At 43.9% G+C, this 25,366-nt stretch carries 30 protein-coding genes; 24 read left to right on the top strand and 6 right to left on the bottom strand.

Annotated features, from left to right (window positions below):
• Nucleotides 1–489 precede the first annotated feature (489 nt).
• The 16 genes from mnmG to ACGHAV_RS04195 all read left to right on the top strand — a co-directional run bounded on the left by mnmG (nucleotide 490) and on the right by ACGHAV_RS04195 (nucleotide 14,967).
• Nucleotides 490–2,391 (top strand): tRNA uridine-5-carboxymethylaminomethyl(34) synthesis enzyme MnmG, encoded by a 1,902-nt coding sequence (gene mnmG, locus ACGHAV_RS04270; RefSeq protein WP_390376856.1) that lies wholly within the window; start codon nucleotides 490–492, stop codon nucleotides 2,389–2,391.
• Nucleotides 2,392–2,574: 183 nt separating this feature from the next.
• The gene (gene rsmG / locus ACGHAV_RS04265) at nucleotides 2,575–3,210 is read left to right on the top strand and encodes a 16S rRNA (guanine(527)-N(7))-methyltransferase RsmG (RefSeq protein WP_334014115.1); all 636 of its coding nucleotides are present in this window, start codon (nucleotides 2,575–2,577) and stop codon (nucleotides 3,208–3,210) included.
• A gap of 11 nt (nucleotides 3,211–3,221) precedes the next feature.
• Nucleotides 3,222–4,016, top strand: a complete 795-nt coding sequence (locus ACGHAV_RS04260) for a ParA family protein (protein WP_334014114.1) — start codon at nucleotides 3,222–3,224, stop codon at nucleotides 4,014–4,016.
• A 45-nt stretch (nucleotides 4,017–4,061) separates the two neighbouring features.
• Nucleotides 4,062–4,940, top strand: a complete 879-nt coding sequence (locus tag ACGHAV_RS04255; RefSeq protein WP_334014113.1) for a ParB/RepB/Spo0J family partition protein — start codon at nucleotides 4,062–4,064, stop codon at nucleotides 4,938–4,940.
• Between the two features lie 206 nt (nucleotides 4,941–5,146).
• Nucleotides 5,147–5,533, top strand: coding sequence for an ATP synthase subunit I (locus ACGHAV_RS04250; protein ID WP_390376851.1), 387 nt, complete (start codon nucleotides 5,147–5,149; stop codon nucleotides 5,531–5,533).
• A 95-nt stretch (nucleotides 5,534–5,628) separates the two neighbouring features.
• Nucleotides 5,629–6,462, top strand: coding sequence for a F0F1 ATP synthase subunit A (gene atpB, locus ACGHAV_RS04245; protein ID WP_390376848.1), 834 nt, complete (start codon nucleotides 5,629–5,631; stop codon nucleotides 6,460–6,462).
• A 99-nt stretch (nucleotides 6,463–6,561) separates the two neighbouring features.
• On the top strand, nucleotides 6,562–6,783 hold the full coding sequence (gene atpE / locus ACGHAV_RS04240; protein ID WP_012520222.1) for a F0F1 ATP synthase subunit C: 222 nt from the start codon (nucleotides 6,562–6,564) through the stop codon (nucleotides 6,781–6,783).
• A gap of 45 nt (nucleotides 6,784–6,828) precedes the next feature.
• Nucleotides 6,829–7,299, top strand: coding sequence for a F0F1 ATP synthase subunit B (gene atpF, locus ACGHAV_RS04235; protein ID WP_014951452.1), 471 nt, complete (start codon nucleotides 6,829–6,831; stop codon nucleotides 7,297–7,299).
• A gap of 14 nt (nucleotides 7,300–7,313) precedes the next feature.
• Nucleotides 7,314–7,847 (top strand): F0F1 ATP synthase subunit delta, encoded by a 534-nt coding sequence (atpH, locus tag ACGHAV_RS04230; RefSeq protein WP_390376841.1) that lies wholly within the window; start codon nucleotides 7,314–7,316, stop codon nucleotides 7,845–7,847.
• A gap of 13 nt (nucleotides 7,848–7,860) precedes the next feature.
• Nucleotides 7,861–9,402 carry a F0F1 ATP synthase subunit alpha gene (atpA, locus tag ACGHAV_RS04225; protein ID WP_334014108.1) on the top strand — a complete coding sequence of 514 codons (1,542 nt, stop codon included), beginning with the start codon at nucleotides 7,861–7,863 and terminating at the stop codon, nucleotides 9,400–9,402.
• 58 nt (nucleotides 9,403–9,460) lie between these two features.
• A complete protein-coding gene (gene atpG / locus ACGHAV_RS04220) occupies nucleotides 9,461–10,321 on the top strand; it encodes a F0F1 ATP synthase subunit gamma (RefSeq protein ID WP_390376838.1) in 861 nt (286 codons plus the stop codon).
• A gap of 33 nt (nucleotides 10,322–10,354) precedes the next feature.
• Nucleotides 10,355–11,740 (top strand): F0F1 ATP synthase subunit beta, encoded by a 1,386-nt coding sequence (gene atpD / locus ACGHAV_RS04215; protein WP_334014106.1) that lies wholly within the window; start codon nucleotides 10,355–10,357, stop codon nucleotides 11,738–11,740.
• A 62-nt stretch (nucleotides 11,741–11,802) separates the two neighbouring features.
• Nucleotides 11,803–12,216: a F0F1 ATP synthase subunit epsilon gene (locus tag ACGHAV_RS04210; RefSeq protein ID WP_039221270.1), complete on the top strand. Its 414-nt coding sequence runs from the start codon at nucleotides 11,803–11,805 to the stop codon at nucleotides 12,214–12,216.
• A 197-nt stretch (nucleotides 12,217–12,413) separates the two neighbouring features.
• Nucleotides 12,414–13,364: a hypothetical protein gene (locus ACGHAV_RS04205; RefSeq protein WP_390376835.1), complete on the top strand. Its 951-nt coding sequence runs from the start codon at nucleotides 12,414–12,416 to the stop codon at nucleotides 13,362–13,364.
• A gap of 2 nt (nucleotides 13,365–13,366) precedes the next feature.
• The gene (locus tag ACGHAV_RS04200) at nucleotides 13,367–14,332 is read left to right on the top strand and encodes a hypothetical protein (protein ID WP_390376832.1); all 966 of its coding nucleotides are present in this window, start codon (nucleotides 13,367–13,369) and stop codon (nucleotides 14,330–14,332) included.
• A 35-nt stretch (nucleotides 14,333–14,367) separates the two neighbouring features.
• A complete protein-coding gene (locus tag ACGHAV_RS04195; protein WP_390376829.1) occupies nucleotides 14,368–14,967 on the top strand; it encodes a glutathione S-transferase family protein in 600 nt (199 codons plus the stop codon).
• A 23-nt stretch (nucleotides 14,968–14,990) separates the two neighbouring features.
• On the opposite strand, the gene ACGHAV_RS04190 is transcribed toward ACGHAV_RS04195, so the two are convergent.
• Nucleotides 14,991–15,569 carry a tRNA-uridine aminocarboxypropyltransferase gene (locus tag ACGHAV_RS04190; protein ID WP_390376826.1) on the bottom strand — a complete coding sequence of 193 codons (579 nt, stop codon included), beginning with the start codon at nucleotides 15,567–15,569 and terminating at the stop codon, nucleotides 14,991–14,993.
• 59 nt (nucleotides 15,570–15,628) lie between these two features.
• Between ACGHAV_RS04190 and ACGHAV_RS04185 the strand changes: the two genes are divergently transcribed.
• The 3 genes from ACGHAV_RS04185 (at nucleotide 15,629) to ACGHAV_RS04175 (ending at nucleotide 18,292) form a co-directional block, all read left to right on the top strand.
• On the top strand, nucleotides 15,629–15,967 hold the full coding sequence (locus ACGHAV_RS04185) for an MGMT family protein (RefSeq protein ID WP_390376823.1): 339 nt from the start codon (nucleotides 15,629–15,631) through the stop codon (nucleotides 15,965–15,967).
• A gap of 97 nt (nucleotides 15,968–16,064) precedes the next feature.
• Nucleotides 16,065–17,267 (top strand): HD-GYP domain-containing protein, encoded by a 1,203-nt coding sequence (locus tag ACGHAV_RS04180; RefSeq protein WP_390376820.1) that lies wholly within the window; start codon nucleotides 16,065–16,067, stop codon nucleotides 17,265–17,267.
• Nucleotides 17,268–17,662: 395 nt separating this feature from the next.
• Nucleotides 17,663–18,292: an OmpA family protein gene (locus ACGHAV_RS04175; protein WP_390376817.1), complete on the top strand. Its 630-nt coding sequence runs from the start codon at nucleotides 17,663–17,665 to the stop codon at nucleotides 18,290–18,292.
• A 60-nt stretch (nucleotides 18,293–18,352) separates the two neighbouring features.
• On the opposite strand, the gene ACGHAV_RS04170 is transcribed toward ACGHAV_RS04175, so the two are convergent.
• Both ACGHAV_RS04170 and ACGHAV_RS04165 read right to left on the bottom strand, forming a co-directional pair.
• Nucleotides 18,353–18,832 (bottom strand): nuclear transport factor 2 family protein, encoded by a 480-nt coding sequence (locus ACGHAV_RS04170; protein ID WP_390376814.1) that lies wholly within the window; start codon nucleotides 18,830–18,832, stop codon nucleotides 18,353–18,355.
• Between the two features lie 16 nt (nucleotides 18,833–18,848).
• Nucleotides 18,849–19,811, bottom strand: a complete 963-nt coding sequence (locus ACGHAV_RS04165) for a LacI family DNA-binding transcriptional regulator (RefSeq protein WP_390376811.1) — start codon at nucleotides 19,809–19,811, stop codon at nucleotides 18,849–18,851.
• Between the two features lie 235 nt (nucleotides 19,812–20,046).
• On the opposite strand from ACGHAV_RS04165, the gene ACGHAV_RS04160 reads away from it, so the two are divergent.
• Together ACGHAV_RS04160 and ACGHAV_RS04155 are read left to right on the top strand one after the other, a co-directional pair.
• Complete coding sequence (locus tag ACGHAV_RS04160) at nucleotides 20,047–20,460, top strand: phosphate ABC transporter substrate-binding protein (RefSeq protein WP_390376808.1); 414 nt, start codon at nucleotides 20,047–20,049, stop codon at nucleotides 20,458–20,460.
• A gap of 11 nt (nucleotides 20,461–20,471) precedes the next feature.
• A complete protein-coding gene (locus ACGHAV_RS04155; RefSeq protein ID WP_390376805.1) occupies nucleotides 20,472–21,650 on the top strand; it encodes a topoisomerase IV in 1,179 nt (392 codons plus the stop codon).
• A 42-nt stretch (nucleotides 21,651–21,692) separates the two neighbouring features.
• On the opposite strand, the gene ACGHAV_RS04150 is transcribed toward ACGHAV_RS04155, so the two are convergent.
• On the bottom strand, nucleotides 21,693–22,556 hold the full coding sequence (locus ACGHAV_RS04150; protein ID WP_334014094.1) for a YicC/YloC family endoribonuclease: 864 nt from the start codon (nucleotides 22,554–22,556) through the stop codon (nucleotides 21,693–21,695).
• 265 nt (nucleotides 22,557–22,821) lie between these two features.
• On the opposite strand from ACGHAV_RS04150, the gene rph reads away from it, so the two are divergent.
• Genes rph through tusA form a run of 3 tightly spaced genes read left to right on the top strand, consistent with a single transcriptional unit; the run spans nucleotide 22,822 to nucleotide 24,436 of the window.
• Nucleotides 22,822–23,535, top strand: coding sequence for a ribonuclease PH (gene rph, locus ACGHAV_RS04145; RefSeq protein WP_334014093.1), 714 nt, complete (start codon nucleotides 22,822–22,824; stop codon nucleotides 23,533–23,535).
• A 12-nt stretch (nucleotides 23,536–23,547) separates the two neighbouring features.
• Nucleotides 23,548–24,189, top strand: coding sequence for an orotate phosphoribosyltransferase (gene pyrE / locus ACGHAV_RS04140; RefSeq protein WP_390376802.1), 642 nt, complete (start codon nucleotides 23,548–23,550; stop codon nucleotides 24,187–24,189).
• Complete coding sequence (tusA, locus tag ACGHAV_RS04135) at nucleotides 24,179–24,436, top strand: sulfurtransferase TusA (protein WP_334014091.1); 258 nt, start codon at nucleotides 24,179–24,181, stop codon at nucleotides 24,434–24,436. Before pyrE ends, tusA begins: the two co-directional genes overlap by 11 nt.
• A 53-nt stretch (nucleotides 24,437–24,489) precedes the next feature.
• Here the strand turns inward: tusA and ACGHAV_RS04130 are convergent, their stop codons facing one another.
• Together ACGHAV_RS04130 and ACGHAV_RS04125 are read right to left on the bottom strand one after the other, a co-directional pair.
• Nucleotides 24,490–24,669, bottom strand: coding sequence for a hypothetical protein (locus tag ACGHAV_RS04130; protein WP_390376799.1), 180 nt, complete (start codon nucleotides 24,667–24,669; stop codon nucleotides 24,490–24,492).
• A gap of 101 nt (nucleotides 24,670–24,770) precedes the next feature.
• Nucleotides 24,771–25,358 (bottom strand): YqaA family protein, encoded by a 588-nt coding sequence (locus ACGHAV_RS04125; protein WP_390376797.1) that lies wholly within the window; start codon nucleotides 25,356–25,358, stop codon nucleotides 24,771–24,773.
• Nucleotides 25,359–25,366: the final 8 nt, after the last annotated feature.

Genomic DNA, 25,366 nt, shown 5'->3' with positions numbered 1-25,366 from the left:
AATTAGCAAACATTTTATCCCCAACTGGATCACATCTTGATCACGCCTGTGGATAGGATCCTACAAACCACTGTGCATAAGCTTTGATCGAAAAAAGAATAACTTTTCACAGAAATCGGGGTGTGGATAAAAAGGGGGTTTATGCACAAGTTTGAAGGGGGGTTATGGATCGGTGTTTCCCAATGTTATTGATCGCGTAACTTGATGATCTTAATGCGCTTTGATCGGTTACCCACAGATCTTGATGATCCTAATAAAAGTAAAAATAAACAGATCTAAAAGAGATCTTAAGATCTTATTTCTCGATCACACTTTTCAACAAACCTCATTTGAGGAAAATTTAATCATTTTATTTGTCCAATAAGTCAGATAAAATACGCGCCCTTTTTTCAGCACAGTCTGATTGAAGCGTTTTAGTTTACATCGAGTTTTGAACAGTTAAACACGCATCGGTTTTTAAGTGAGTATTGGTTTTAAGTGAGGTTATCCATGTTTTATGCTGAAGCATATGATGTCATCGTAGTAGGTGGTGGACATGCAGGTACAGAGGCTGCACTGGCGGCTGCGCGCATGGGAGCAAATACACTACTGCTCACTCACAATATTGAAACTATTGGGCAAATGTCTTGTAACCCTGCTATTGGTGGGATCGGTAAAGGGCACCTTGTTAAAGAGATCGATGCATTAGGTGGTGCAATGGCACTTGCCACCGATAAAGGCGGTATTCAGTTTAGAACACTTAACTCAAGCAAAGGACCAGCCGTTCGTGCTACGAGAGCGCAAGCCGATAGAACACTTTATAAAAACGCAATTAAAGATATTGTTGAAAACCAAGAAAACCTGACGTTATTCCAACAAAGTGTTGATGATATCATCGTTGAGAATGACCGTGTTTGCGGTGTTGTAACGCAAATGGGCCTGAAATTTAAGGCCAAAACCGTAGTACTAACGGTGGGTACATTCCTTGGTGGCACTATTCATATCGGTTTAGAGAACTACAAAGGCGGGCGTGCAGGCGATCCGCCTTCTATCGCGCTTGCTGATAGACTTCGCGCACTGCCTTTTCGCGTTGATCGTTTGAAAACCGGAACACCTGCTCGATTAGATGCCCGTTCATTAGATTTTTCTGTGATGCAGCCACAGCCTGGTGACAATCCCACACCAGTGTTTTCTTTCATGGGGAACCGTGAAATGCATCCGACGCAAATTCCTTGCTACATCACGCATACGAATGAAAAAACCCATGATATTATTCGCGGTGGTCTGGATCGTTCTCCTATGTTTACTGGTGTTATTGAGGGTATTGGCCCGCGTTACTGCCCCAGCATTGAAGATAAGATCACGCGTTTTGCTGATAAAACGTCGCACCAAATTTTTGTTGAGCCTGAAGGCCTTAATAGCATTGAGGTGTATCCAAATGGGATCTCTACAAGTTTGCCTTTTGATGTGCAAATGAACTTAGTGCGTTCAATAAAAGGTTTTGAAAATGCGCACATAGTGCGCCCTGGTTATGCCATTGAGTATGATTTCTTTGATCCTCGCGATTTAAAGCAAACGCTGGAAACAAAATTCATTGAAGGGTTGTTTTTTGCTGGGCAAATCAACGGAACTACGGGCTATGAAGAGGCTGGCGCACAAGGTTTGGTGGCCGGTGCAAATGCAGCTCTACAAGTTCAGCAAAAAGATCCATTAATTCTTCGTCGTGACCAAGCGTATGTGGGCGTACTTATTGACGATTTGGCTACCATGGGTACCAAAGAGCCATATCGTATGTTTACAAGCCGTGCAGAATACCGCTTGTTACTGCGTGAAGACAATGCCGACAGCCGCCTAACGGCAATGGGCCGTGAAATTGGTTTGGTTGATGATGCGCGTTGGGCAAAGTTCAACGACAAGATGGAAGCCGTAGAAAGTGAGCTTCAACGCTTACGAGGTCAATGGATCCATCCAGACCACGCGGCGACCCCTGAACTAAACACTATGCTTAAAAACCCTGTAAGCCGCGAACATTCCCTAGAGGAATTAATTCGTCGTCCAGAAATGACATATTCGCAGCTTATGGAAATTGAAAGCGTGGGTCCGGGATTAGAAGATCCGATCGCAGCAGAGCAAGTTGAAATTCAAATTAAGTACGCCGGATATATAGCGCGTCAAATGGACGAGATTGCCAAAACACAGCGCCATGAAAATACGTTGTTACCTGTTGATATGGACTTTAGCAAAATATCAGGCCTGTCGAATGAGGTAATTGCGAAGCTTACGGAAGCGCGACCTGAGACCATTGGCAAGGCTTCTCGTATATCGGGAATAACACCGGCCGCAATTTCTCTGCTTCTGGTTTACTTGAAAAAACACGGCATGTTGCGCAAGCAGGAAAAAATCAGTGCGTAAAACACGCACTTAACGCCGGCAACCATCACAAGCACTTAGCTTTTCCGAGATCTTAGCGTATCATTACAAAGATCTTGGAGAAGCCTGTATTCGCAAATCCAAATATTCGACAAGTAAATCTTGCAAGTGCGCCCGTACGCAAAGAAATGCGTTAAATATCATCTAGAAAAGAAAGACTTATCAATGAGCATACAACAAGAATTGCACGCCATATTAACCTCGGGCCTTGATGCCCTCTCACTTGAACTAAGTGACATACAGCAACAGCAGTTGGTTAACTACGTGGTAATGATTGATAAGTGGAATAAAGCATACAACCTAACCTCGGTGCGCGATCCAAAGCAAATGATGGTAAAACATATTCTCGATTCTTTGGCCATTGTGCCGCACCTTTCTGGCGATAACATCATTGATGTTGGCACGGGTCCCGGACTTCCGGGAATGCCGCTAGCCATAGCATTCCCAGACAAATCATTTACGCTTCTCGATTCATTAGGTAAACGCGTTCGATTTATGACACAGTGCGTGCACACATTGAAACTTACCAATGTAACCCCTGTACAGAGCCGTGTGGAAGAGCATCATGGCGAGCGCCCGTACGATATTGTACTTAGTCGCGCTTTCGCATCACTAAAAGATATGTTGCACTGGTGCGCGCATCTGGTAGATTCAGAAGGTCAGTTTTTGGCGCTTAAAGGTCAGTTTCCTCAAGATGAGATAGATGAAGTGAGTGATCACTTTCATGTGAGTAAAACGGAAAACCTCACTGTGCCAAATCTTGTAGGTGAAAGACATCTCGTTTGGCTGAAAAAGAAATAACAGGATCTAACGTGGCAAAGGTAATCGCAATCGCGAATCAAAAAGGTGGTGTTGGCAAAACGACGACTGCAGTGAATGTTGCAGCCTCAATGGCAGCAACTAAGCGCAAAGTATTGCTTATCGATCTTGACCCTCAGGGCAATGCAACGATGGGTAGCGGCGTAGACAAATACGATGTTGATGCAACCGCGTTCGAATTACTGATTGAAGAAAAGCCTATTAACGACGTTATCGTTAAAGCGACAAGCGGAAAATACGACCTTATTGCGGCAAACGGCGATGTAACCGCAGCTGAAATTAAGCTGATGGAAATGTTTGCCCGTGAAGTACGCCTTCGCAATGCGTTGAAGCCCGTGATGGATTACTACGATTTTATTTTTATAGACTGCCCGCCTTCGCTTAACCAACTTACCGTGAACGCTCTTGCTGCAGCCGATTCTGTCATGGTGCCGATGCAGTGCGAATACTACGCGCTGGAAGGGTTAACAGCACTGATGGACACCATTCAAAAATTAGCGTCAGTGGTGAATCCTGAATTGAAGATTGAAGGCGTATTGCGTACTATGTACGACCCGCGAAATCGCCTAGCTAACGACGTTTCTGAACAATTAAAACGCCATTTTGGTGAGCAAGTTTACCGTACGGTTATCCCACGTAATGTTCGCCTTGCGGAAGCGCCAAGTTTTGGTACGCCAGCGATGTACTACGACAAGTCATCAACGGGCGCGAAAGCGTACTTAGCATTGGCTGGCGAAATATTGCGTCGTCGGGATAAATCTTCGCCTGCACAGGCAAAAGCCAGTTAAATCTTAAAAAGCTGAAACATATCAGCACATGCCATAGAGGACACTATGTCAGCACGTAAAAGAGGCCTTGGTCGCGGCTTAGATGCGCTACTTGCAACCAGCCAATCATCAGCTCAACGCGAACAAGATAGCGCCGAGGTTGTACAAACCAACGGAGAGTTAAGCAAGCTTCCTATTGAGTTTTTAGTGCCGGGGAAATACCAACCTCGTAAAGACATGTCTCCCGAAGCGTTAGAAGAATTAGCTTCTTCCATTCGTGCGCAAGGCGTTATCCAACCTATTGTGGTGCGAAAAGTCGATGAACATCGATTCGAAATTATTGCCGGTGAACGTCGCTGGCGTGCATCTCAGCTTGCACAGCTAGATGAAGTACCATGCATCATCAAAAACGTTCCCGACGAAGCTGCTGTTGCGATTGCGCTAATTGAAAATATTCAGCGTGAAGATTTAAACGCAATGGAAGAAGCGCAGGCGTTAGACCGTTTAATGAACGAATTCGCGCTTACTCATCAAGAAGTCGCCGAAGCGGTTGGCAAGTCACGTACAACCGTAACGAACTTACTGCGACTCAATAATCTCAACGAAGACGTTAAGCTTTTAGTGGAGCATGGCGACATTGAAATGGGCCATGCACGCGCATTATTAGCCCTTGATGGTGAAACTCAATCTGACGCTGCACAAGTTGTGTCGGGTAAAGGGTTAACAGTACGCGACACTGAAAAGCTGGTGAAAAAGCTACTTGAGCCTGCAAAACCGAAGCCTGAGAAGAAAGTTGATCCTGACGTTGAAAACCTTATGACACGACTTTCAGAAAATTTAGGTGCACCAGTAAGCATTGATCACAATGCGAAAGGCAAAGGTAAGCTCACTATAAGCTTTAGTGATTTAGAACAATTAGATGGAATTATCTCTAAAATACAATAAGTTAAAAATTGAATTACAGAGTTATTAGCAGAACCTATCCGCTAACGATGGTGCATGCAGCAAAAAAAGCGTGCACTCTCCTTTCCGGTTATAGCAACAGAAAATTTTCATAATAACTTTCAAAAAGCGTTGTACTGTTGAAAATTGTCGGTAAAACAGTATACTTCTGACGCTTTTTGTAAGACGTGAACAAGCGGCGAGAAAAAGTGACGAACAAGCTAGCAAAACGAGGCAAAGACCTCGCCAAAAAAGGGCTACTTTTTCAGGCAATTACTGCCCTTATCGTCACCACAATCGCAGGCGCTGCATCGGGAAGTCATTCTGCCATGTCAGCCGCCGCAGGAGCATTGATAAGCATTCTGCCAAATATTGTTTTTATGTTGTTCGCATTTCGGTATGCCGGAGCAAGTAAAAACGACCTTGTTGCACGTAGTTTTAGCCAAGGCTCAAAATTGAAGCTGGCACTGACAATCATTTTATTTGTAATTGCGTTTAAAGGCTTAAGTGCCACGCCACTTGAAATATTTATGGCGTTTGTGATTACAACTGCTAGCCATGGGTTAGCGATGTTTCATTACGGTACGAAAGAATAAAGACGGCGACAGCCGCAAAAACGAAAAGAATAACGACCGTTTGAAGCAAACAAACCAGTCACCAAATTTTTACACTTTACAACTTGGGTTAAACAATGGCATCTGAATACACTACCTCAGAATACATCAAGCACCACTTGACCAATGCCACCATGTGCTCAACTGACAACGGAATTGCTTTTAACAAAGCGTGTTCTGACGCCGGTTTTTGGGCATGGCATGTTGATACACTGGCATGGTCTATCGGTCTTGGTCTTCTTTTCTTAATCATCTTTAGAAGCGTTGCGTCAAAAGCAACAACAGGCGTACCTGGTAAAATGCAGGCGTTTGTTGAGCTAGTTGTTGAATTTGTTGATGACAACGTGAAAAGCACCTTCCACGGTAAAAGCGCGCTCATTGCGCCATTAGCGCTGACCATCTTCGTATGGGTATTGCTGATGAACCTGATGGATCTTGTGCCAGTTGATTTAATTCCATGGGTGTCTGGTCTAATAGGTCAAGCTGCTTTTGGTATGGATCCACATGACGTTTACAACAAGGCGGTACCGACTACTGACCTTAACCTAACGTTTGCGCTGGCTTCAGGCGTGTTTATTCTTATCCTATTCTATTCAATCAAGATGAAGGGTATTGGTGGCTTCGCTAAAGAGCTAACGATGCAACCTTTTGGTCACCCTGTTTTCATTCCGGTGAACTTCATTCTTGAAACCGTTACGTTACTTGCACGTCCGCTTTCACTAGCACTGCGTTTGTTCGGTAACTTATACGCCAGTGAGCTAATCTTTATCCTGATTGCTACCATTGGTTATTTCCAGCTTCCACTGCACTTTATGTGGGCTGTGTTCCATATTCTGGTACTTCCGCTTCAAGCGTTTATTTTCATGATGCTAACTATCGTGTACTTAAGCCTGGCGTGTGAAGACCACTAAGCATTAACTGGTGTCGGTTAACGCTGTTGTCGACACCGTTTATTACAGAGTTTGACTTTTAAACATTAACTTTAAATTTAACTTAAATCGGAGACGTAAATGTTATACATCGCTGTTGCACTACTGATTGGTCTTGGTGCCCTTGGTACCGCTATTGGTTTCGGTCTACTAGGTGGTAAATTCCTTGAATCTGCTGCTCGTCAACCTGAACTAGCACCTCAACTACAAGTTAAAATGTTCATCGTAGCGGGTCTTATCGACGCCATCGCGATGATCGGTGTTGGTATCGCTCTATACCTATTGTTCGCTGTTGGTGCCTAATTTTACTAAACACTTTTTTAGCGAACTTTAAGAGGAGGGGCGATTGTGAATTTTAACGCCACTTTTATTGGTCAATTAATCGCCTTCGCTGTGTTCGTGGTGTTCTGCATGAAATATGTATGGCCTCCACTAATGGCAGCGATTGAAGAACGTCAGAAGAAAATTGCCGATGGGCTTGAAGCTTCTGAGCGTGCAGAGAAAGACCTAGAGCTTGCTCAAGCGAAAGCTACTGAGCAATTGAAAGATGCGAAAGCGCAAGCAGCTGAAATTATCGAGCAGGCTAAAAAGCGTGCCAACCAATTGGTTGACGAAGAAACGCAAAAAGGCCATGCGGAACGCGAAAAAATTATCGCTTCTGGTTATGCCGAGATTGAAGCTGAACGCAATCGTGCCAAAGAAGATTTGCGCAAGCAGGTTTCTGCACTTGCAGTAGCTGGCGCACAGCAAATCTTACAACGTGAAATCGATGCAAACGCACAAAACGACATTGTTGAAAAACTTGTCGCTGAGCTTTAATAGGGAGATGAGCCATGTCTGAATTGACAACCGTTGCTCGTCCTTATGCTAAAGCTGCTTTCGATTTTGCTGTCGAGAAAGACGCCGTTGCAAAATGGCAAGAAATGCTAGCCTTTGCAGGCGCTGTAGCAGCGAACGATGACATGCACCAGCTTTTGTCTGGTGCGGTTGCCGCTGACACGCTTGCCGACATTTTTAACAATGTTTGTGGTGAGCAACTCGACGAACACGGCCAAAACCTTGTGAAGGTATTGGCTGAGAATAAACGTTTAGCCGCGTTGCCTGAAATTTCTACTTTGTTCGATGCGTTTAAAGCAGAGTACGACAAAGAAGTAGAAGTGGACGTAACCTCAGCATCAACGCTGACAGATGCACAACAAAGTGAGTTGGTTGCATCTTTGGAAAAACGTTTGGCACGTAAAGTGAAGCTTAATTGTAACGTGGACCCTGCCCTTATCGCTGGAATGGTTATTAAAGCCGGCGATACAGTAATTGATGGTTCCGTAAAGTCGAAATTGAACCGTCTAGCAGACGCGTTGCAAGCATAACGGGGATAAGAGCATGCAACTTAATTCCACTGAAATTGCTGAACTGATCAAGAAAAGAATTGAACAGTTCAATGTAACCAGTGAAGCACGCAATGAAGGTACTATCGTCGCAGTAACTGACGGTATTATCCGCATTCATGGCCTTGCAGATGTAATGCAAGGTGAAATGATCGAGCTTCCTGGAAGCCGCTACGCAATTGCACTAAACCTTGAGCGAGACTCAGTTGGTGCGGTTGTAATGGGCCCATACGCTGACCTACAAGAAGGCGTAAAAGTACAATCTACAGGTCGTATCCTTGAAGTACCAGTTGGTACAGCACTACTAGGTCGTGTTGTAAACACACTTGGTGAGCCTATCGATGGTAAAGGTGCGATCGACGCGGCTGGCTTTGAGCCGGTTGAAAAAATTGCACCTGGTGTAATCGAACGTCAATCAGTAGACCAACCAATCCAAACTGGTTATAAGTCAGTTGACGCTATGATCCCAGTTGGTCGTGGTCAGCGTGAGCTTATCATCGGTGACCGTCAGTGTGGTAAAACAGCAATGGCAGTTGATGCAATCATCAACCAAAAAGGTACAGGCGTTAAGTGTGTGTACGTAGCGGTTGGTCAGAAAGCATCTACTATTGCTAACGTAGTACGTAAGCTAGAAGAGCACGGTGCGCTTGAGCACACTATCGTGGTCGCTGCTTCTGCTTCTGAGTCTGCAGCGCTTCAATACCTAGCGCCTTACTCTGGTTGTACTATGGGTGAATACTTCCGTGACCGCGGTGAAGATGCGCTAATCGTATATGATGATTTGTCAAAGCAAGCTGTTGCTTACCGTCAAATCTCACTACTACTTAAGCGTCCACCGGGCCGTGAAGCTTACCCAGGTGACGTATTCTATCTTCACTCGCGTCTACTAGAGCGTGCTGCACGTGTAAACGAGCAATACGTTGAGCGTTACACTAACGGTGAAGTTAAAGGTCAAACTGGTTCACTTACTGCGCTTCCAATTATCGAAACGCAAGCAGGTGACGTATCAGCATTCGTACCTACTAACGTAATCTCAATTACTGACGGTCAGATCTTCCTAGAAACTGACTTGTTCAACGCAGGTATCCGTCCAGCGGTTAACGCTGGTATCTCGGTATCGCGTGTTGGTGGTGCTGCACAAACTAAAATCATCAAGAAGTTGGGTGGCGGTATCCGTCTAGCCCTTGCTCAGTATCGTGAACTTGCGGCGTTCTCGCAGTTCGCTTCTGACCTTGATGATGCAACTCGTGAACAGCTAGAACACGGTGAGCGCGTAACTGAGCTAATGAAGCAGAAGCAGTACGCTCCACTATCTATCGCTGACATGGGTGTTTCTCTGTTCGCAGTAGAGAAAGGGTTCCTTAAGGACATCGAGCTTCCAAAAATCCTAGATTTTGAAGCTGCTCTTCACTCATACATGAACAGTGAACATGCTGAGCTGATGAAGACTATCAACGAATCAGGTAACTACAACGATGAGATTGCCGGCAAGTTGAGCGACGCTTTAACTAACTTTAAAGCGACACAAACTTGGTAATCAATGGTGCTGGTGTTTAACCACCAGCGCATTTCGTTGAGTAATCGGAGAGATAGTCATGGCCAGCGGTAAAGAGATAAAAGGTAAGATTGGGAGTATCAAGAATACTCAGAAGATTACCAGTGCGATGGAAATGGTTGCTGCGTCTAAAATGAAAAAGGCGCAAGAACGCATGGCCTCTGGTCGTCCATACGCACAAAACATGCTAAAAGTGATTGGTCACATTGCTAACGGTAACCTTGAGTATCGCCACCCTTATTTGGAAGAGCGTGAAGTCAAGCGTGTTGGTTATATTGTGATATCTACTGACCGAGGCTTATGTGGTGGTTTGAACACCAACGAATTTAAGCTAGTAACTCAGGACGTGAAGAAATGGCGCGACCAGGGTGTGGAAGTAGATTTTGCTGCATTAGGCTCTAAGGCGTGCGGTTTCTTTAACCGTTTTGGTGGCTCATTGTTAGCCGCTGAATCTGGTTTAGGTGACAAGCCGTCGGTAAGCGATGTAGTAGGTGTTGTACGTGTAATGCTTAATGCGTACGACGAAGGAAAATTAGACCGAGTATTCTTGGTATTCAATGACTTCGTTAACACCATGACACAGACACCTGTGATCAATCAGTTATTGCCTTTGCCAAAGTCGGAAGACGAAGAATATCAACATCGTTGGGACTACATTTACGAGCCAGATCCAAAAGAGATTTTGGAAGCATTAATGGTACGTTACATTGAGTCTCAGGTGTATCAGGGTGTTGTAGAAAACGCAGCGTCAGAGCAAGCTGCGCGAATGGTTGCCATGAAGGCAGCAACCGACAATGCCGGTAACCTTATCGATGAGTTACAACTGGTATATAACAAAGCGCGTCAGGCCGCAATCACTCAAGAAATTAGTGAGATTGTTGGCGGTGCCGCAGCGGTGTAGGCAAAGGTTTAAAAGAGATAACGAGGACAAATTATGAGTCAAGGTAAGGTCGTCCAAATCATTGGCGCCGTTGTGGACATTGAGTTTCCACAAGATGCGGTTCCAAGAGTTTATGACGCACTACAAGTTACCGAAGGTGACTTATCAGGTCTAACCCTGGAAGTGCAACAGCAATTAGGTGGCGGTGTTGTTCGTGGCATCGCACTAGGTACTACTGACGGACTAAAACGTGGTCTTACAGTAGAGAACACCGGAAACCCAATCATGGTTCCAGTTGGTACGAAGACACTAGGTCGTATCATGGACGTATTGGGTAACCCAATCGACGAAGCGGGCCCAATTGGTGAAGAAGAGCGTATGTCTATTCACCGTGAAGCGCCTAGCTACGAAGATCAGTCTAGCTCGGTAGAACTACTAGAAACTGGTATCAAAGTAATCGACTTGGTTTGTCCATTCGCTAAGGGTGGTAAAGTTGGTCTATTCGGTGGTGCGGGTGTAGGTAAAACCGTAAACATGATGGAACTTATCCGTAACATCGCAATCGAGCACAGCGGTTTCTCAGTATTCGCTGGTGTTGGTGAGCGTACTCGTGAGGGTAACGATTTCTACCATGAAATGAACGAATCAAACGTACTTGATAAAGTATCGCTTGTATACGGTCAGATGAACGAGCCACCAGGCAACCGTCTACGTGTTGCACTTACTGGTCTAACAATGGCTGAGAAGTTCCGTGACGAAGGTCGTGACGTACTATTCTTCGTAGATAACATCTATCGTTATACCCTAGCAGGTACTGAGGTATCAGCACTTCTAGGTCGTATGCCATCTGCGGTAGGTTATCAGCCTACTCTTGCAGAAGAGATGGGTGTACTTCAGGAACGTATTACGTCAACGAAGACAGGTTCAATCACTTCAATCCAAGCGGTATACGTACCTGCGGATGACTTGACTGACCCATCTCCAGCGACAACCTTTGCTCACTTGGATGCAACGGTAGTACTTTCTCGTGATATCGCGTCTCTTGGTATCTACCCTGCGGTAGACCCACTAGATTCAACGTCTCGTCAGCTAGACCCACTAGTAATTGGTCAAGAGCACTATGACGTAGCACGTGGCGTACAGACTGTTCTTCAGCGCTATAAAGAGCTGAAAGACATCATCGCGATCCTAGGTATGGACGAACTATCTGAAGAAGACAAGCAAGTGGTATCACGTGCTCGTAAGATTCAGCGTTTCCTATCTCAGCCGTTCTTCGTAGCAGAAGTATTTACTGGTGCACCTGGTAAATATGTATCGCTTAAAGACACAATCAGTGGCTTTAAAGGCATCCTAGACGGTGAGTACGATCACCTTCCAGAGCAAGCCTTCTACATGGTTGGTTCTATCGAAGAAGCGTTAGAGAAAGCCAAGAAAGCATAATGAGACAGGGCTAGCAGTTGCTAGCCTAGCATCATGCTAACGTACCTAATCAGGAGGTTCACATGGCAATGACAGTACATTTGGACGTAGTAAGCGCGGAGAAAGCGATTTTCTCAGGTCGCGTTGAAGCGATTCAAGTGACAGGTAGCGAAGGTGAGCTGGGTATTCACCCAGGGCACGCGCCACTTATCTCTGCTATTAAACCTGGTATGGTGCGTTTGGTTAAACAGCACGGTGAAGAAGAAGTAATCTATGTTGCTGGTGGTGTACTAGAAGTACAACCTGGCAATGTTACCGTACTGGCTGATACCGCGGTTCGAGCTGAAGATCTTGACGAGCAGGCAGCACAAGAAGCCAAACGACGTGCAGAAGAGCACATCGCCAACCCAGGCGCTGACTTTAACTACGCTGAAGCAGCTCATGAGCTTGCTGAAGCTATTGCGCAACTTCGTCTTATTCAGAAGTTACGCAAGTAAAAAGCACAGCTTTGAAAAAACCCGCCAAATGGCGGGTTTTTTATTGCCAGCGTGATAAGTAGGCATTCACATTGTTTTACACTTATTTCTATTGCTATCAACAATGCTAATGACTTAAGGTGGGTGGGCTTAAGTTCTAGTGACGTTAAATGGTTTTGTGTAGTAGCCCATCAAGCTAGTACAGAAAAATAAAAATAATGAAGTTAAACCCCTACTCCAACACGCACAAAGGTGCCTCTATTGGATTTTTCCCGCTACTGGCAACGTTGTTGTTGCTAACTTTACATTACTTCTCTGGTGCCTTAGATTGGCCACAGCACGGCGATATACGCGCTCAACGTGACTTTAACTCTGCCATTGGTATGTCGGTTATAACAGGGTACTTTTGGTTTGCACTGCGCTTGATGCATCAAAACGTAGCAAGCACGCTAATTTCTCTTCTTGTTAAAACAAACCAATTAAGTCAGTTTTCATTTCATCGAAGCGCCCTATTCTTGCGCCTTAAGCATCAAAGTATGAACTGTATTATCGTGGCGCTAATGCTCACATTAGTATACGTGTTTGTAGAAGGGCTGCTGTTTAATAGCCCCGCCTTTCATCAGTACCTTTTGTCCGTTAATGGCACTATGTTTTGGTTCTTTTTTTGTTTGTTCTTGGCGCAAATATCATCAAATATCAATTATTTAAGAAACGAGATATTAGTAGAAACAGAGCATAAGCTGGATTTGTTAAATTCAATCTCAGCATTAATAAAATTAGGCTTTGTAAATGCCACAACAGCACTAGGTGCGTTTGCACTGTTCCCAATATTCTGGTTTGAGAAAGTGGTACCAATTATTGATATTATTGGTGCGAGTATTTTTGCACTCATTATTACCAGTTATCTTTTTTTGCCTATTGTGAAGTTAAGAAAGCAATGGTTTTTTGTGAAAAATGAAATGCAAGAAGAGTTATATACAAATCAAGAAAAGCTTTTTTGCGAGCAAAATGAAGATCTAATGAAACTTGATTACTTACAAAGCGAGCGCGAATTGCTTATCAAGATGGCAATGCTTAAAATAACCACGCAAGATAAAGTAAGACTCGGCGCGTGTATAACAACCGTATTGCTGTCTTGGTTTACCTTCGGGTTTTTCTCGTACGTTTAATTGTGGCAGTGATAAGAGGGTCTACATTGCTATCTCGTTTGCCGTTTCTTTCATATAGAATGATTGTGTACCCGTTTTGTCTTTCTATTGCGCTTATTCTTATCAATGTGATGGGCGGTTCTATTGATCTTCCGATTACTAACAACGATGCGCAAAGAGACTTTAATACTGCCTTAGGAACCTCCCTAATTAGCGGGTATTTTCTGCTAACCATCCGATTTGTACACCGTAATCTGGCCTCAAGCTTATACGCTATTTTGGTGATTAAAAATCAACAAGCGTTGTTTACGCACTACAACAATGAAATAGCACAATCATTTAAACGTCACGTTGTGTGGTGTGTTTCTATTGGCTTTATAATGCCCGTTGTATACATGGTTTCAGAGGGCGTGATTGAGAGAATTAACGAACCTGAGGTTATTGTTGTAGCCATTACAGCGATACCTTTTTGGTTCTTGATGTCGCTCTTCTTTATTGAAGTGTATGCCAGTAACAAGCTGCTTCGTAAGTTAACTAGCAGTTACGGGCTTAGCGCTTCAAGTCAGATAGAGTTAATCCGAAAGGTGTTAAACGTTGGCTTAACGTCGGCTACCATTATTCTATCTGGTACAGCTTTAATGCCCATTTTTTGGATTAACCAACCCATTCACTTTTTTGATCTATTGTTTATTTCTTGCCTTCTAGGCTTTGTTGCATTGTTTCTAATGTGGCCTTTATTTACGCTTATATTTAAATTGAATTCGCTATCTGAAAAAGTATTTGAAGAGAACGAAAACCTTATTAGAAACTACATTAAAAGTAACAACGCAAAAGTTGAGTCGAGCTTTATAGAGAAAAAAATCACAGAGCAAGAGCTCTATGCTCACGCTTTAACACCAAGTCACTATAAAAAACTCGTAACCTGCATTATTCCTTTGCCGTTTTCATGGTTGCTTTTTTTAGTAATTGAAAGCATCTTGATGGTTTAAGCGCTAAACAACTCGGCTAGGCCTTTAGGATTAACGTGAAAATATACGGTGATAAACGCTCTGGTAATTGCTACAAACTGGAATTACTGACGTCCATTCTTGAACTGCAATACGAATGGATTGATGTTGATATTTTAAAAGGTGAGACACGTTCTGCTTGGTTTTTAGAAAAATCACCTAACGGCAAAATTCCAATATTAGAGCTTGATGACGGACGCGTGTTGTCTGAATCAAATGCTATTATGCATTACCTAGCCGCTAACAGTTCGCTAATTCCTACCTCTCAATTTTCGTTTGCTTCGCTTTTGCAATGGCAATTCTTCGAGCAATACAGTCACGAGCCATATATTGCAGTAGCACGTTATATCAATATTTATCTTGGTATGCCCGAAGCGCGGCGTGCAGAGTTCGAGTCGAAGCAAGCGGGTGGGTATCGTGCTTTAGCTGTAATGGAAGCCCAGCTTAAAAATACACCTTTCTTATTGGGCGATACGTTGAGTCTTGCCGATATCTCACTTTTCGCTTACACCCATGTTGCTCATGAAGGCGGGTTCGATTTATCAGCGTACCCTGCTGTTCGAAACTGGATTAGTTTAATACAGTCGCAAAAGGGCTTTGTGAATATGCTTGCGTAGCGCGCTGTCTGCTATTTTCGCTGTTATTTTCTGTGATGCTGCGCTGGGCTTTTAAAATGTCGCTGCATCGCCACTTGCGCGCTGTATAAATTAGACACATCGGTATGGCAAAGGCATTCTACGCTGTAGGCAACGGCCTCGAGTGTTGATAACGCGTTGTTTACCGATGTATGACGAATTCTATAGCTAGACCTTGGCGCACTTTCGATGTGAAACATCGGTAATGCTTCCAGCCATGGGAAGCTTTTCACAATGCCATAGGCTTGCTTCCAACTACCGTCTATAAATAGTAGCGCTTGTAAGCGTGTTCTATCATCTTTTGAGGTCGATTCTAATGGAGTACTGTTGCTGTGCGGATAAATAAGCGCTGCGTTACTTTCGGTATAGCGCTGTGCCAACGCAGTCATTGCCTCTTCATCATCGGTAAAAGTAGTCACTGCGTTTTTTAGAACGAGAGATACCAAGCGAGCGGTATTTTTTGCGTGAGAGTGCTCTTTTCTATGCTGAATAACGACAATGTCTATGGGGCTTGTGCTAACGGTAATATCATCGCAAATACACGTTACTTCAGGATATTGGCATTGATTGCAGTATGGGCGCATTGATAGTGTTCGTTGTGTAGCTAAAACGTGGGTAATAGAACTAAAGAGTAACACAAAGCATGGTTAATGATGCAGTGCTGACACGTGTAGAGAATACCTTAGCAGTGATACCTGAAGGTGTTGTGGTTAGTTATGGACAGCTTGCCGACCTTAGCGGCTTGCCGGGGCGCGCTAGGCTGATGGGTAGGGCGTTGCGCGCACTTGATGGCGAGCACAACTGGCACAGAGTGGTACGTGCAGACGGGAAAATTGCCTTCCCAGATGGGTCGTCGCATGCCCACGAGCAAAGGCAGCGGTTAATTGAAGAGGGTGTGACAATAAAAAACAATCGTATTAATTTAAAAAAATACGGATGGAAACCCGATTTACACACTATACTTTCATCATTGCAGTACTAGCGTTTTGAAAAAGTTTTTACCGCTTGAAAGCAACATTTTCATTCGCGCAGTCACGCGCCTAAGTGCGTGTATCCTAAAAGAGTAAGCCACACCTAGTATGTTAAAAAAAATCACAATAGATCAGCTTGAGCCGGGTATGTTTGTTCATCAAATTGTTGAGCAAAAAGGAACGCTTTCAGTAAAGAGCCAAGGGCGCGTGACTTCTACTGCTATTGTGGCAACATTAAAAAAGCGCGGTGTAAAAGCGCTCACTATCGATACCAAAAAGGCGTTTAATCCAAATAGTGTATCTGATGCAGAATGTACAGCGCTTCAAGATCCGCAACTTGAAGCAGTAGATAATAAAAAAATTAAAAGAGTGGCGCTGGGGGCCGAGCTCTCGCGTGCTGCAAAGCTTCACGAACAAGGTAAAGCAATACAGCAATTATTGTTGCAGAGCGTGCAGAAAGAAACGCCTTTTGATGCCAGTATTCCCAAAGCGTTTTCTAACAAGCTGGTTGAGTCAGTTGACAGAAACCCTGACGCGTTACTCTGCTTAACAAAGATTCGAGAAAAAGATGATTATCTTCTTGAGCATTCATTGAATGTCGCGATTTTATTAGCGAACTTTGGCCAGTTTCTTGGAATGTCTGATGAAGAGGTACAAGATTTATCGTATGCCGGTTTCCTTCATGATTTGGGTAAAATAAAGATACCCGACGAAATTTTGCATAAGCCTGGTCGATTGACTGACAGCGAAATGGACATCATGAAAGAACACGTTCAACACGGTGTCGATTATTTGAAAGGTACTGATATTTCAGCGCCGCTTATTCAAGCCATTGGCGAGCACCACGAAAGACTGGATGGGCTTGGTTACCCAAAGGGTAAAAAAGATGCCGAAATTAGCCTTGCAGGGCGTATGCTAGCAATTGCTGATATGTACGATGCGTTGACCGCTAATCGCGTCTATAAAGCTGGTATGTCTAGTCAGAAAGCGTTTTCTATACTAATGAACGAAGCGCCCACAAGACTCGACATTTCGCTCGTACAGCAATTTATAAAATGTTTAGGTGTTTATCCTGTAGGTAGTCTAGTACTGCTCTCAAATGAGCGCCTTGCGATGGTAATAGAACAAAATGACTCACCATTAACTCCAGTGGTAAAAGTATTTTATTCGGTACGAAATAGTCATTACCTAACGCCCAAAGACATAGACTTATCTAGCGATAAAACAGTGAAGGTATCAAAGGCTGCCATTCCATCAGATTACAACATCGACATTAATGCCTTCTTTGAAAGATCAGTTGTGCTTGGGTAAATGTGTCGCAATTTACTAACACCTTGTAGCTTTTACACAGTGCCGTATTTTCAGGCGACAGTTCGTTAACCTTGTGTTCAGTTAAGCAGTACTACTATTTGACCCCGTGGTTAGCGTTAAATACAGAAGTAACTGTTGCGCAGCTATATAATTGTTCAAAGGGGAATTTACGTTAATTTTAGCGCAGCGAATTTATAAAAAAGCGGTTTATATTATTAGTTGTAAAACACAACGTTATGGCAGTGGAATGCATTTTGCTCGCATTGTTACTAGTAGCATATAAAACAGTTTTTTATTTTTTGATGTAACGGGCAAACGACAGATTAAGTGTAAAACATTTACTGGCGCCTTAATGCGTTACTAATATGGCTCGAAATTCGAGATAAGAGGATGACATGAAAAAGATCTTAACAGTAGGCTTAATTACCGCTTCACTTGCTGTAGCAGGCTGTGCAAACGATCCCAACAATACGCAAAAAGGAGCGGCCATTGGTGCAGTTGTAGGTGCACTTCTAGGTAAAGCTACCGGTGATAACGACAAAAGCCGTTATGCGTGGGGGGCAGCGGTAGGCGCAATTGCAGGTGGTGCTATTGGTAACTACATGGATAAGCAAGAAGAAGAACTACGTAATGAGTTATCTGATACAGGCGTTCAGGTAGTGCGTGAAGGTGATAATTTACGTTTAATCATGCCGGGCGACATTACGTTTGCAACAGACAGCTCAAGCATCAGCCCTAATTTTAACCCGGTATTGCAAGATGTTGCGAAGGTAGTGAATAACTACGAAAAAACCGTGCTAATGATTAAAGGGCATACCGATGACACAGGTGCCGAACAGTACAATCAAGCGCTGTCAGAACGTCGTGCAGGAGCGGTTAAAAACCTCTTAATTAATTATTCGGTAAATCCTACGCGTATTACTACTGTAGGCATGGGCGAGTACGCACCCAAAGTGCCTAACAGCAGTGCGGCAAACCGCTCGATGAACCGTCGTGTGGAAATGGAAATTCAGCCGCTTACCTAACAACGAAAGCTAGCTGTAAAAGTTTGCATAGAAGCCACCTTACGGTGGCTTTTTCTTTATTTATTGGCCTTTTAACGCTTTTATCTGAGCAGCAACGTCACTTGCAATGCTATTGGGTATGGGAATAGTGAGGTGATATTGCGATACCTTCCATGTATTATCTTTTTTTATTAATACGCCTGTACCACGCGTTTCTCCAAGCTTTTTGTTATCAAGTAATTCATCAAACCAAGCCACATCATTGTTTGACGATAAATAAATGTTTCGGTCTCTAGGGTAATATGTCCACCCAGTGCCTTTATCAAAATGCGGCTTCGCATACGCTTTAAACTCGTCTATCTGCCATACTTCGGAAGCGTCGGTACCAATAAATACTGCATCATTACTATAAAGGGCAAAATAACCGTGGAAGTCTGCATTAGATGCATTTTCGTGCAATGCATCTAATACATTATTTATATGGTCGATATCGCTTTTTGCATACGCGGTATTCATTGCGGTTGCTAGCATCATTAATAAGCTTAGAAGTGGGTATCTCATCTATTGTTCCTTTGTTTTAGTAAGTTGATACCGTGCCATAGTCATGTACCACCGGTGATAATGGGCCAGTGTCTTTGTTTTCTATGTCGTAAAAGTTCTGAAGGGCGTTCTTAACGAGATGATTTGCTATGTCATAGGTTGAAAACTCTAGCGTGGTTATATTAATTGGCTTTTGATTATTGACCTTATTCTCTACCTCGCCTGGCAGGCAAGCTGCTACTACGGAAACATCTTGAGGTACTCTAAAGCCCAATTCGTCTAATAATGCATGAGCCGATATTGCAAGCGCCTGACTAGTGCATATGAGTGCTGAAAAGGGTTTCTCGCTAGAGACGAGTTCAAGCACAGCATCATTGGCACATGGTGCTTGGCTAGCGAATGTGTAATCAGATGAAAGAGTGCTGGCTTGCATTGCATCTACATTGAATTGTCGATGAGTGATAAGGGCTATATCGCGATGATTGTGCTGTTTAAGGTAATCATACGCTGACAAGACAACCGTCTCTGCATTTGCCTTTATGGCTAACGGGTTATTTTCCTCTGCCGCCATATTAAAAATAAGACTGTTACGTGTTTTGTAGGGGGCCTTATCCAGCGTGGTTTGCTGAATAGAAAATACAATGATGCCATCACAGCCTTGAAGGTGAAGGTAATTAATAGTGTCTTCTTCACTTTTGTTTGAGTCGCTGGAAAAAGCAATTAAGCAACGCTTTTGATGTTTTCTAAAAAGTTGTTCGATTGAAAACAACAAATGTGCGTAAAACTGCATGTGTTGATTCGGAAGCACTATGCCTACCGTATTTGCATGCTTTGCAGCTAGAGAGCGCGCATTTTGATTGGGTTTATAGGCTAAAGCTTCCGCAGCTGCTTTTACTTTTTCAGTCATTTTTGCATTTACGGTGCCTTTGCCGTTTAACACTCTTGATACAGTAGAAAGCGAGACACCAGCTTTTTCTGCTACTTGATATATGGTTGCCATAGTTTGTAAGCACTTACTTTTGTAGATTTTATTTTAGCGTTAACGCACGTTTGCAATTCCCTTAGTATTTATCCAATTCAATTTTCAATAAATTTTTTATGCATTTACTGGACGAAATGGCAAACACCAACAACACTTTCACTACGAAACAGGGATACGTTAAAGGTATTCTAATAAGAGTCAACACATGGAGGTAAACAAGCCACGTAACACATGCAACAGAAGAGAGAATTCAATGCTTAAGCGAACACTTGCGTCCATTTTGCTTACATCCGCGGTTAGTGTTTCTGCATTTGCAGAAGTAGCCGTTATCGTTCACCCTGGTAATAGTGCAGCCATAGATGCTGACGCTGTTGAACGTATTTTCCTAGGCAAGAAAAGTCAGTTTCCAGACGGCGCAGAAGCATTGCCTATCAATATCGAGAGCGGCGGTGCGGTAGATGAATTTAACAACAAAGTACTCGGACGCAGTACTGCTCAGGTGAAAAGCTTTTGGTCTAAGCAAATTTTCACTGGAAAAGGCACGCCGCCAAAAGAGGTGGCGAGTGACGCTAGCGTCATTGACCTTATCAAAAACAACAAAAATGCCATTGGCTATGTTGACGCTGCCAACGTGACTGGCGACGTTAAAGTTGTATTTACTAAGTAGGAGCCAACATAGTGAAAGCGAATAAATTTAGCTTAGCAGTGCTATTAACTGCCTCGATCACCGCGTCTCAAGCATATGCTGTTGATAATGTTCGTATAAATGGTTTTGGCAATGTAGTAATGGGCGTGACGTCTTCGGACGACACCTTTTTGGGGTACGACGATAACCCCGATTTCAGCAACGAAAGCTTATTTGCCCTTCAGGTTTCAAGCGATATCTCTGACAAACTGTCGGCCACGGCGCAGGTGCTTGGGCGTGGTAGTGAAGACTTTGATGTGAACTTTGAGTGGGCATATTTAAGCTACAAAATCTCAGACTCGCTAACCTTAGTTGCAGGGCGTTCGCGTTTACCGTTATTCACTTATTCATCATCGCTTGATGTAGGCTATACCTATCACTGGATTACAGCACCTAGCGTGGTTTACAACGTACCATTTAATAACCTTGATGGGGTGAAACTATCTAAAACGGGTTATGCAGGTGGTTGGGACTACATGGTAGATGTAGCATTTGGTCAGTTTAAAGGTACAACCCTTGGTGCTGAAAACCGAGGTGAAAATACCGCACTGATATCAGGGCAAATCAGCAACGAAACGTTCACTTTTAGAAGTGTATATGGACGTACAACAAACACTATCGATTTGGCAAACTCTGAAGATGCGACAGCACAAGCGCTAGGTAATGGCTTTGACAGTCTCGAGGCTGCCGGTTTTGTTGATTTGGCAGACTCCCTTCGTATTGAACAAGACACCGGTGAATTCGTTGGTTTCAGTGTGATGTACGATAACTTTGACTATTTCATTGGTGCAGAACACACTGAGATTAAAACAACGAACACGTTTGCTAACGACGACGAAGCATATTATGTGACGGTTGGTGCCCGCTTTGGTAAATGGACTCCTGCTCTTACTTATGAAAATTTTGAGTCATCTGGTGATGTGAAATACACCGCCCAGATTGCGCAAATTGCCTCCTCTGGTCTTCCACCTGAGGCCGTAGCAGCATTGTCGGGTTTGGCTATCGGTAGTCAGCAGTCACAACTGTCTGACTATTCTATAGTAACCGCCTCACTTCGCTACGACGTTACGTCAGGAATGGCAATAAAGGCTGATATTTCGAAACGGTCAGATGACGTGGATGATAACCAAGATGCAACGCTCGCGCGTTTGGCAGTGAACTTTGTGTTCTAGGTAGAAAAGAAAAGCTCCGCTTACGGGCGGAGCTTTTTGGTGTTACTCAATATTCTGAATTTGTTCGCGCATTTGCTCAATAAGCACTTTAAGCTCTACGGCTGACTGCGTGATATCGGTGCTGATGGATTTAGAGCCCAGCGTATTAGACTCACGATTAAACTCTTGCATCATAAAGTCTAAACGACGGCCTACAGCGCCACCTTTTTTCAAAATGTTGCGGGTTTCTGCAACGTGCGCATTAAGGCGATCGAGTTCTTCGGCTACATCAACTTTCTGAGCAAGCATTATCATTTCTTGTTCGAAGCGTCCTGCGTCTAGTTCTACTTTCGCCTCTTCAAAACGTGCCTGCACTTTTTCGCGCTGCCACACCATAATTTCAGGCATACGCTCTGTTACTTTGCCTACTTCAACATCAATGGCATCAAGGCGTTGCGTAATCATGCCTTTAAGTGCCTCACCTTCGGTTGCACGTGCACCAATGAAGTCAGACAACGCTTGATCGAACGCTGCCATTACATCGGCATGAATGGTATCCATATCCGCTTCTTCGGCTGCTATTACACCAGGCCAGCGCAATACGTCTAATGGATTTACGCCCGTTGACTGTCCATGAGATTGAACCCAGTCGGCAGCGTTTAGTACTTGCTTGGCAAGTTCTTCGTTAAGGCTAAGCTTAGTGACCGCCGCGTCATTTGCCGTAAACCGCAGTGCACATTCTACTTTGCCTCGGGCTAGCTTTTTGCGAAAACGCTCGCGAAGCACAGGCTCTAGTGAACGAAATTGTTCAGGAAGGCGAAAGTAAGTTTCAAGAAAACGTTGGTTAACTGAACGAATTTCCCAAACCGCAGAGCCCCACTCTTTCTTGGTCTCTACGCGTGCAAACGCGGTCATGCTGTAAATCATAAATATCCCTTACACTAAAATGTGAAAGCCTGCAAAAACAACGCGACGTTTTTCGTGTTGTATAAGGTTCGTTTAAGGGCAGGTTTTCTTGTAACGTTAATAATAACCCACAAAAGCATATTTCTATACAAAGTTCGTTTTTAACGCTTGCGTGTATTGCGTTATACTTACGCTAATTCAACTTGCGCCACAGCGCCATTGGTTTTTGTACCATGCGCAAAACGGTCAAGTTTCTCATTTTTGCATTTACGTTGTGGAGAACACTATGCGTCCAAGCGGCAGAACCGCCAGTCAAATTCGCCCTGTTACAATTACTCGTCAATATACCTGCCATGCAGAAGGCTCTGTGCTTGTAGAGTTTGGTAACACCAAGGTGCTGTGTAATGCGACTGTGGAAGAAGGTGTACCACGCTTTATGAAGGGGCAAGGAAAAGGCTGGATTACAGCAGAATACAGCATGCTTCCACGTGCTACCCACACACGCAGTGGCCGAGAGGCAGCGCGAGGCAAGCAAGGTGGTCGTACGTTAGAAATTCAGCGTCTTATTGCTCGTTCTTTACGCGCCGCAGTTGACTTAAAACTGCTTGGTGAAAACACCATTACGTTAGACTGTGATGTTATTCAAGCCGACGGCGGCACCCGTACAGCCTCAATCACAGGCGCTTGCGTAGCATTGGTTGATGCGCTGACATACATGCGTAGCAAAGGCATCATTAAAACTAACCCACTTAAGCACATGATTGCAGCGCTGTCGGTTGGCATTTATGAAGGCACACCTATTGCTGATTTGGAGTATACAGAAGACTCTGAAGCGGAAACCGACATGAACATCGTTATGACTGAAACTGGTAAGCTTATTGAAGTTCAAGGCACCGCAGAAGGCGAACCGTTCTCGTTCGAAGAGCTTGATGAAATGCTGAACATTGCGAAACACGGCTTACGAGAGCTATTCGATATTCAAAAAGCAGCATTAGCGTAATAAGAGGTTGTCATGAAAGCGTTTCAGCGTGATTTTATTGAATTTGCCATAGAACGTGGCGTACTAAAATTTGGCGAGTTTACGTTAAAGTCGGGTCGTGCAAGCCCCTATTTCTTTAATGCTGGGCTGTTTAATAGTGGTGGCGATCTTGCCAAACTAGGCCGCTTTTACGCTGATGCGCTTACTGATGCTGGCGTCGACTTCGATGTGCTGTTTGGCCCTGCCTACAAAGGTATTCCCATCGCTACGACCACTGCAGTAGCACTGTTTGACAGCCACAACGTAGACGTGCCTTACTGTTTTAACCGCAAAGAAGCCAAAACCCACGGCGAAGGCGGCAACTTAGTAGGTAGCCCTCTTGAAGGCAAAGTGATGCTGGTGGATGACGTTATTACCGCAGGTACCGCAATTCGCGAGTCAATGATGTTAATCGAGCAGCAAAATGCTAGTTTATCTGGGGTGCTTATTGCGCTTGATAGACAAGAGCGTGGTAAAGGTGAGCTATCTGCCATTCAAGAGGTAGAGCGCGATTTTAACACCACCGTTATTTCAATAGTGTCGTTAGCCAATGTGGTGGAATACCTTACAGAAAAAGGTGGTCATGAAGACCAGATTGGCGCTATCAACGCATACCGTGAAAGCTATGGCATCTGATTTCGACACGGCATTTAACAGTGCGAATACGCATTTAGATGCGCTGGGTTTGCGTTGTCCTGAGCCCGTTATGATGGTGCGCCTTAATATTAGAAAATTGGCAGACGGAGAAACGCTTTCGGTTACCGCCGACGACCCGTCGACTGCCCGTGATATTCCCAGTTTCTGTCGGTTTATGGATCACACCCTTGTAGCATCTCAAACCGACGTTATGCCTTATCAATATGTTATTAAAAAGGGCGTGTAGCATTACCTGCACGTCTTTTTAACACCATTTGCGGCCAATACTTCAACACGCCGTTACACTTTTTCAATCGCCGCCTGCAACAACAGTTGCTGAATAATCTGTTTGCTTTGCGTGCAGTGGCAGTGAATATCAGTCATGTGTACGCTTTCTTTACTTAGCATTTGTTGTAGTACAGACGCTTTTAAACTGAGTGTGATGAATCCATCGTCATGAATAGTGTGATTAGTAGGCATGGTTTTTCTCCATCTACGATAATATTTTTACATTAATGTAAATGAGAATTATTATCAAATGTAAAATTGCAATTTATGATGGGTTTATCGCAATATATTGATTAACCCAATAAATTAGATAGCCACCACAACAGCAAAACCAGTAGCGTTATTGCGGCGACGGCTTTCATTCTATATCGCTTTATCAGTTTTTCGGCGTGATTTCCCGCAACGTAAACCACCATTGCTAAACCGAAATAGCGTACAGAACGGGCAATGACCGTTGCCAGCAAAAATAAGGGTAAAGAGAATTTTGTTGCGCCTGCAGCAAGCATGGCAACTTGAAAGGGAATGGGCGCAATCCCTAAAGTCATAACAAACCAAAAACCTTGCGCCTGCATTTTTTGTTGTACATCGTTAAATTGTTGTTCGTCGAAGAATGTGGTGATTAGCCAGTCACCAAACACATCGAACAAGTAATAACCCAAGGCGTACCCAAACAAAGCGCCAATTACACACCCAATGGTTGCCATTAGCGCTATTTTCCAAAGCAACTCACGCTTTGCCTGCATCAACGGTATTAACACCGTTTCAAGGGGAATAGGCACTATAGTTGACTCAAGAAAAGACGCTAATGTAATGCTTTTCAGCATATGTTTTGAGTCGATTAATTCTCTCGTCTTTCTCTGAACCTTTTTACTCAGTGCCATGTAATCCT

Origin of the sequence: Alteromonas sp. MTD1 (assembly GCF_042848195.1) — a bacterium.
In the GTDB taxonomy this organism is placed as follows: Bacteria; Pseudomonadota; Gammaproteobacteria; order Enterobacterales; family Alteromonadaceae; genus Alteromonas.
Note: the sequence above shows the minus strand (reverse complement) of the source record. Positions and strands in the feature narration are given on the sequence as shown.

What these genes read in the sequence shown, in the direction of transcription:
- mnmG (WP_390376856.1), top strand. Translation starts at nt 490, where the DNA reads ATGTTTTATGCTGAAGCATATGATGTCATCGTAGTAGGTGGTGGACAT.
- rsmG (WP_334014115.1), top strand. Translation starts at nt 2,575, where the DNA reads ATGAGCATACAACAAGAATTGCACGCCATATTAACCTCGGGCCTTGAT.
- ACGHAV_RS04255 (WP_334014113.1), top strand. Translation starts at nt 4,062, where the DNA reads ATGTCAGCACGTAAAAGAGGCCTTGGTCGCGGCTTAGATGCGCTACTT.
- atpB (WP_390376848.1), top strand. Translation starts at nt 5,629, where the DNA reads ATGGCATCTGAATACACTACCTCAGAATACATCAAGCACCACTTGACC.
- atpE (WP_012520222.1), top strand. Translation starts at nt 6,562, where the DNA reads ATGTTATACATCGCTGTTGCACTACTGATTGGTCTTGGTGCCCTTGGT.
- atpH (WP_390376841.1), top strand. Translation starts at nt 7,314, where the DNA reads ATGTCTGAATTGACAACCGTTGCTCGTCCTTATGCTAAAGCTGCTTTC.
- atpA (WP_334014108.1), top strand. Translation starts at nt 7,861, where the DNA reads ATGCAACTTAATTCCACTGAAATTGCTGAACTGATCAAGAAAAGAATT.
- atpG (WP_390376838.1), top strand. Translation starts at nt 9,461, where the DNA reads ATGGCCAGCGGTAAAGAGATAAAAGGTAAGATTGGGAGTATCAAGAAT.
- atpD (WP_334014106.1), top strand. Translation starts at nt 10,355, where the DNA reads ATGAGTCAAGGTAAGGTCGTCCAAATCATTGGCGCCGTTGTGGACATT.
- ACGHAV_RS04210 (WP_039221270.1), top strand. Translation starts at nt 11,803, where the DNA reads ATGGCAATGACAGTACATTTGGACGTAGTAAGCGCGGAGAAAGCGATT.
- ACGHAV_RS04205 (WP_390376835.1), top strand. Translation starts at nt 12,414, where the DNA reads ATGAAGTTAAACCCCTACTCCAACACGCACAAAGGTGCCTCTATTGGA.
- ACGHAV_RS04190 (WP_390376826.1), bottom strand. Translation starts at nt 15,569, where the DNA reads ATGCGCCCATACTGCAATCAATGCCAATATCCTGAAGTAACGTGTATT.
- ACGHAV_RS04185 (WP_390376823.1), top strand. Translation starts at nt 15,629, where the DNA reads ATGGTTAATGATGCAGTGCTGACACGTGTAGAGAATACCTTAGCAGTG.
- ACGHAV_RS04180 (WP_390376820.1), top strand. Translation starts at nt 16,065, where the DNA reads ATGTTAAAAAAAATCACAATAGATCAGCTTGAGCCGGGTATGTTTGTT.
- ACGHAV_RS04175 (WP_390376817.1), top strand. Translation starts at nt 17,663, where the DNA reads ATGAAAAAGATCTTAACAGTAGGCTTAATTACCGCTTCACTTGCTGTA.
- ACGHAV_RS04170 (WP_390376814.1), bottom strand. Translation starts at nt 18,832, where the DNA reads ATGAGATACCCACTTCTAAGCTTATTAATGATGCTAGCAACCGCAATG.
- ACGHAV_RS04165 (WP_390376811.1), bottom strand. Translation starts at nt 19,811, where the DNA reads ATGGCAACCATATATCAAGTAGCAGAAAAAGCTGGTGTCTCGCTTTCT.
- ACGHAV_RS04160 (WP_390376808.1), top strand. Translation starts at nt 20,047, where the DNA reads ATGCTTAAGCGAACACTTGCGTCCATTTTGCTTACATCCGCGGTTAGT.
- ACGHAV_RS04150 (WP_334014094.1), bottom strand. Translation starts at nt 22,556, where the DNA reads ATGATTTACAGCATGACCGCGTTTGCACGCGTAGAGACCAAGAAAGAG.
- rph (WP_334014093.1), top strand. Translation starts at nt 22,822, where the DNA reads ATGCGTCCAAGCGGCAGAACCGCCAGTCAAATTCGCCCTGTTACAATT.
- pyrE (WP_390376802.1), top strand. Translation starts at nt 23,548, where the DNA reads ATGAAAGCGTTTCAGCGTGATTTTATTGAATTTGCCATAGAACGTGGC.
- tusA (WP_334014091.1), top strand. Translation starts at nt 24,179, where the DNA reads ATGGCATCTGATTTCGACACGGCATTTAACAGTGCGAATACGCATTTA.
- ACGHAV_RS04130 (WP_390376799.1), bottom strand. Translation starts at nt 24,669, where the DNA reads ATGCCTACTAATCACACTATTCATGACGATGGATTCATCACACTCAGT.
- ACGHAV_RS04125 (WP_390376797.1), bottom strand. Translation starts at nt 25,358, where the DNA reads ATGGCACTGAGTAAAAAGGTTCAGAGAAAGACGAGAGAATTAATCGAC.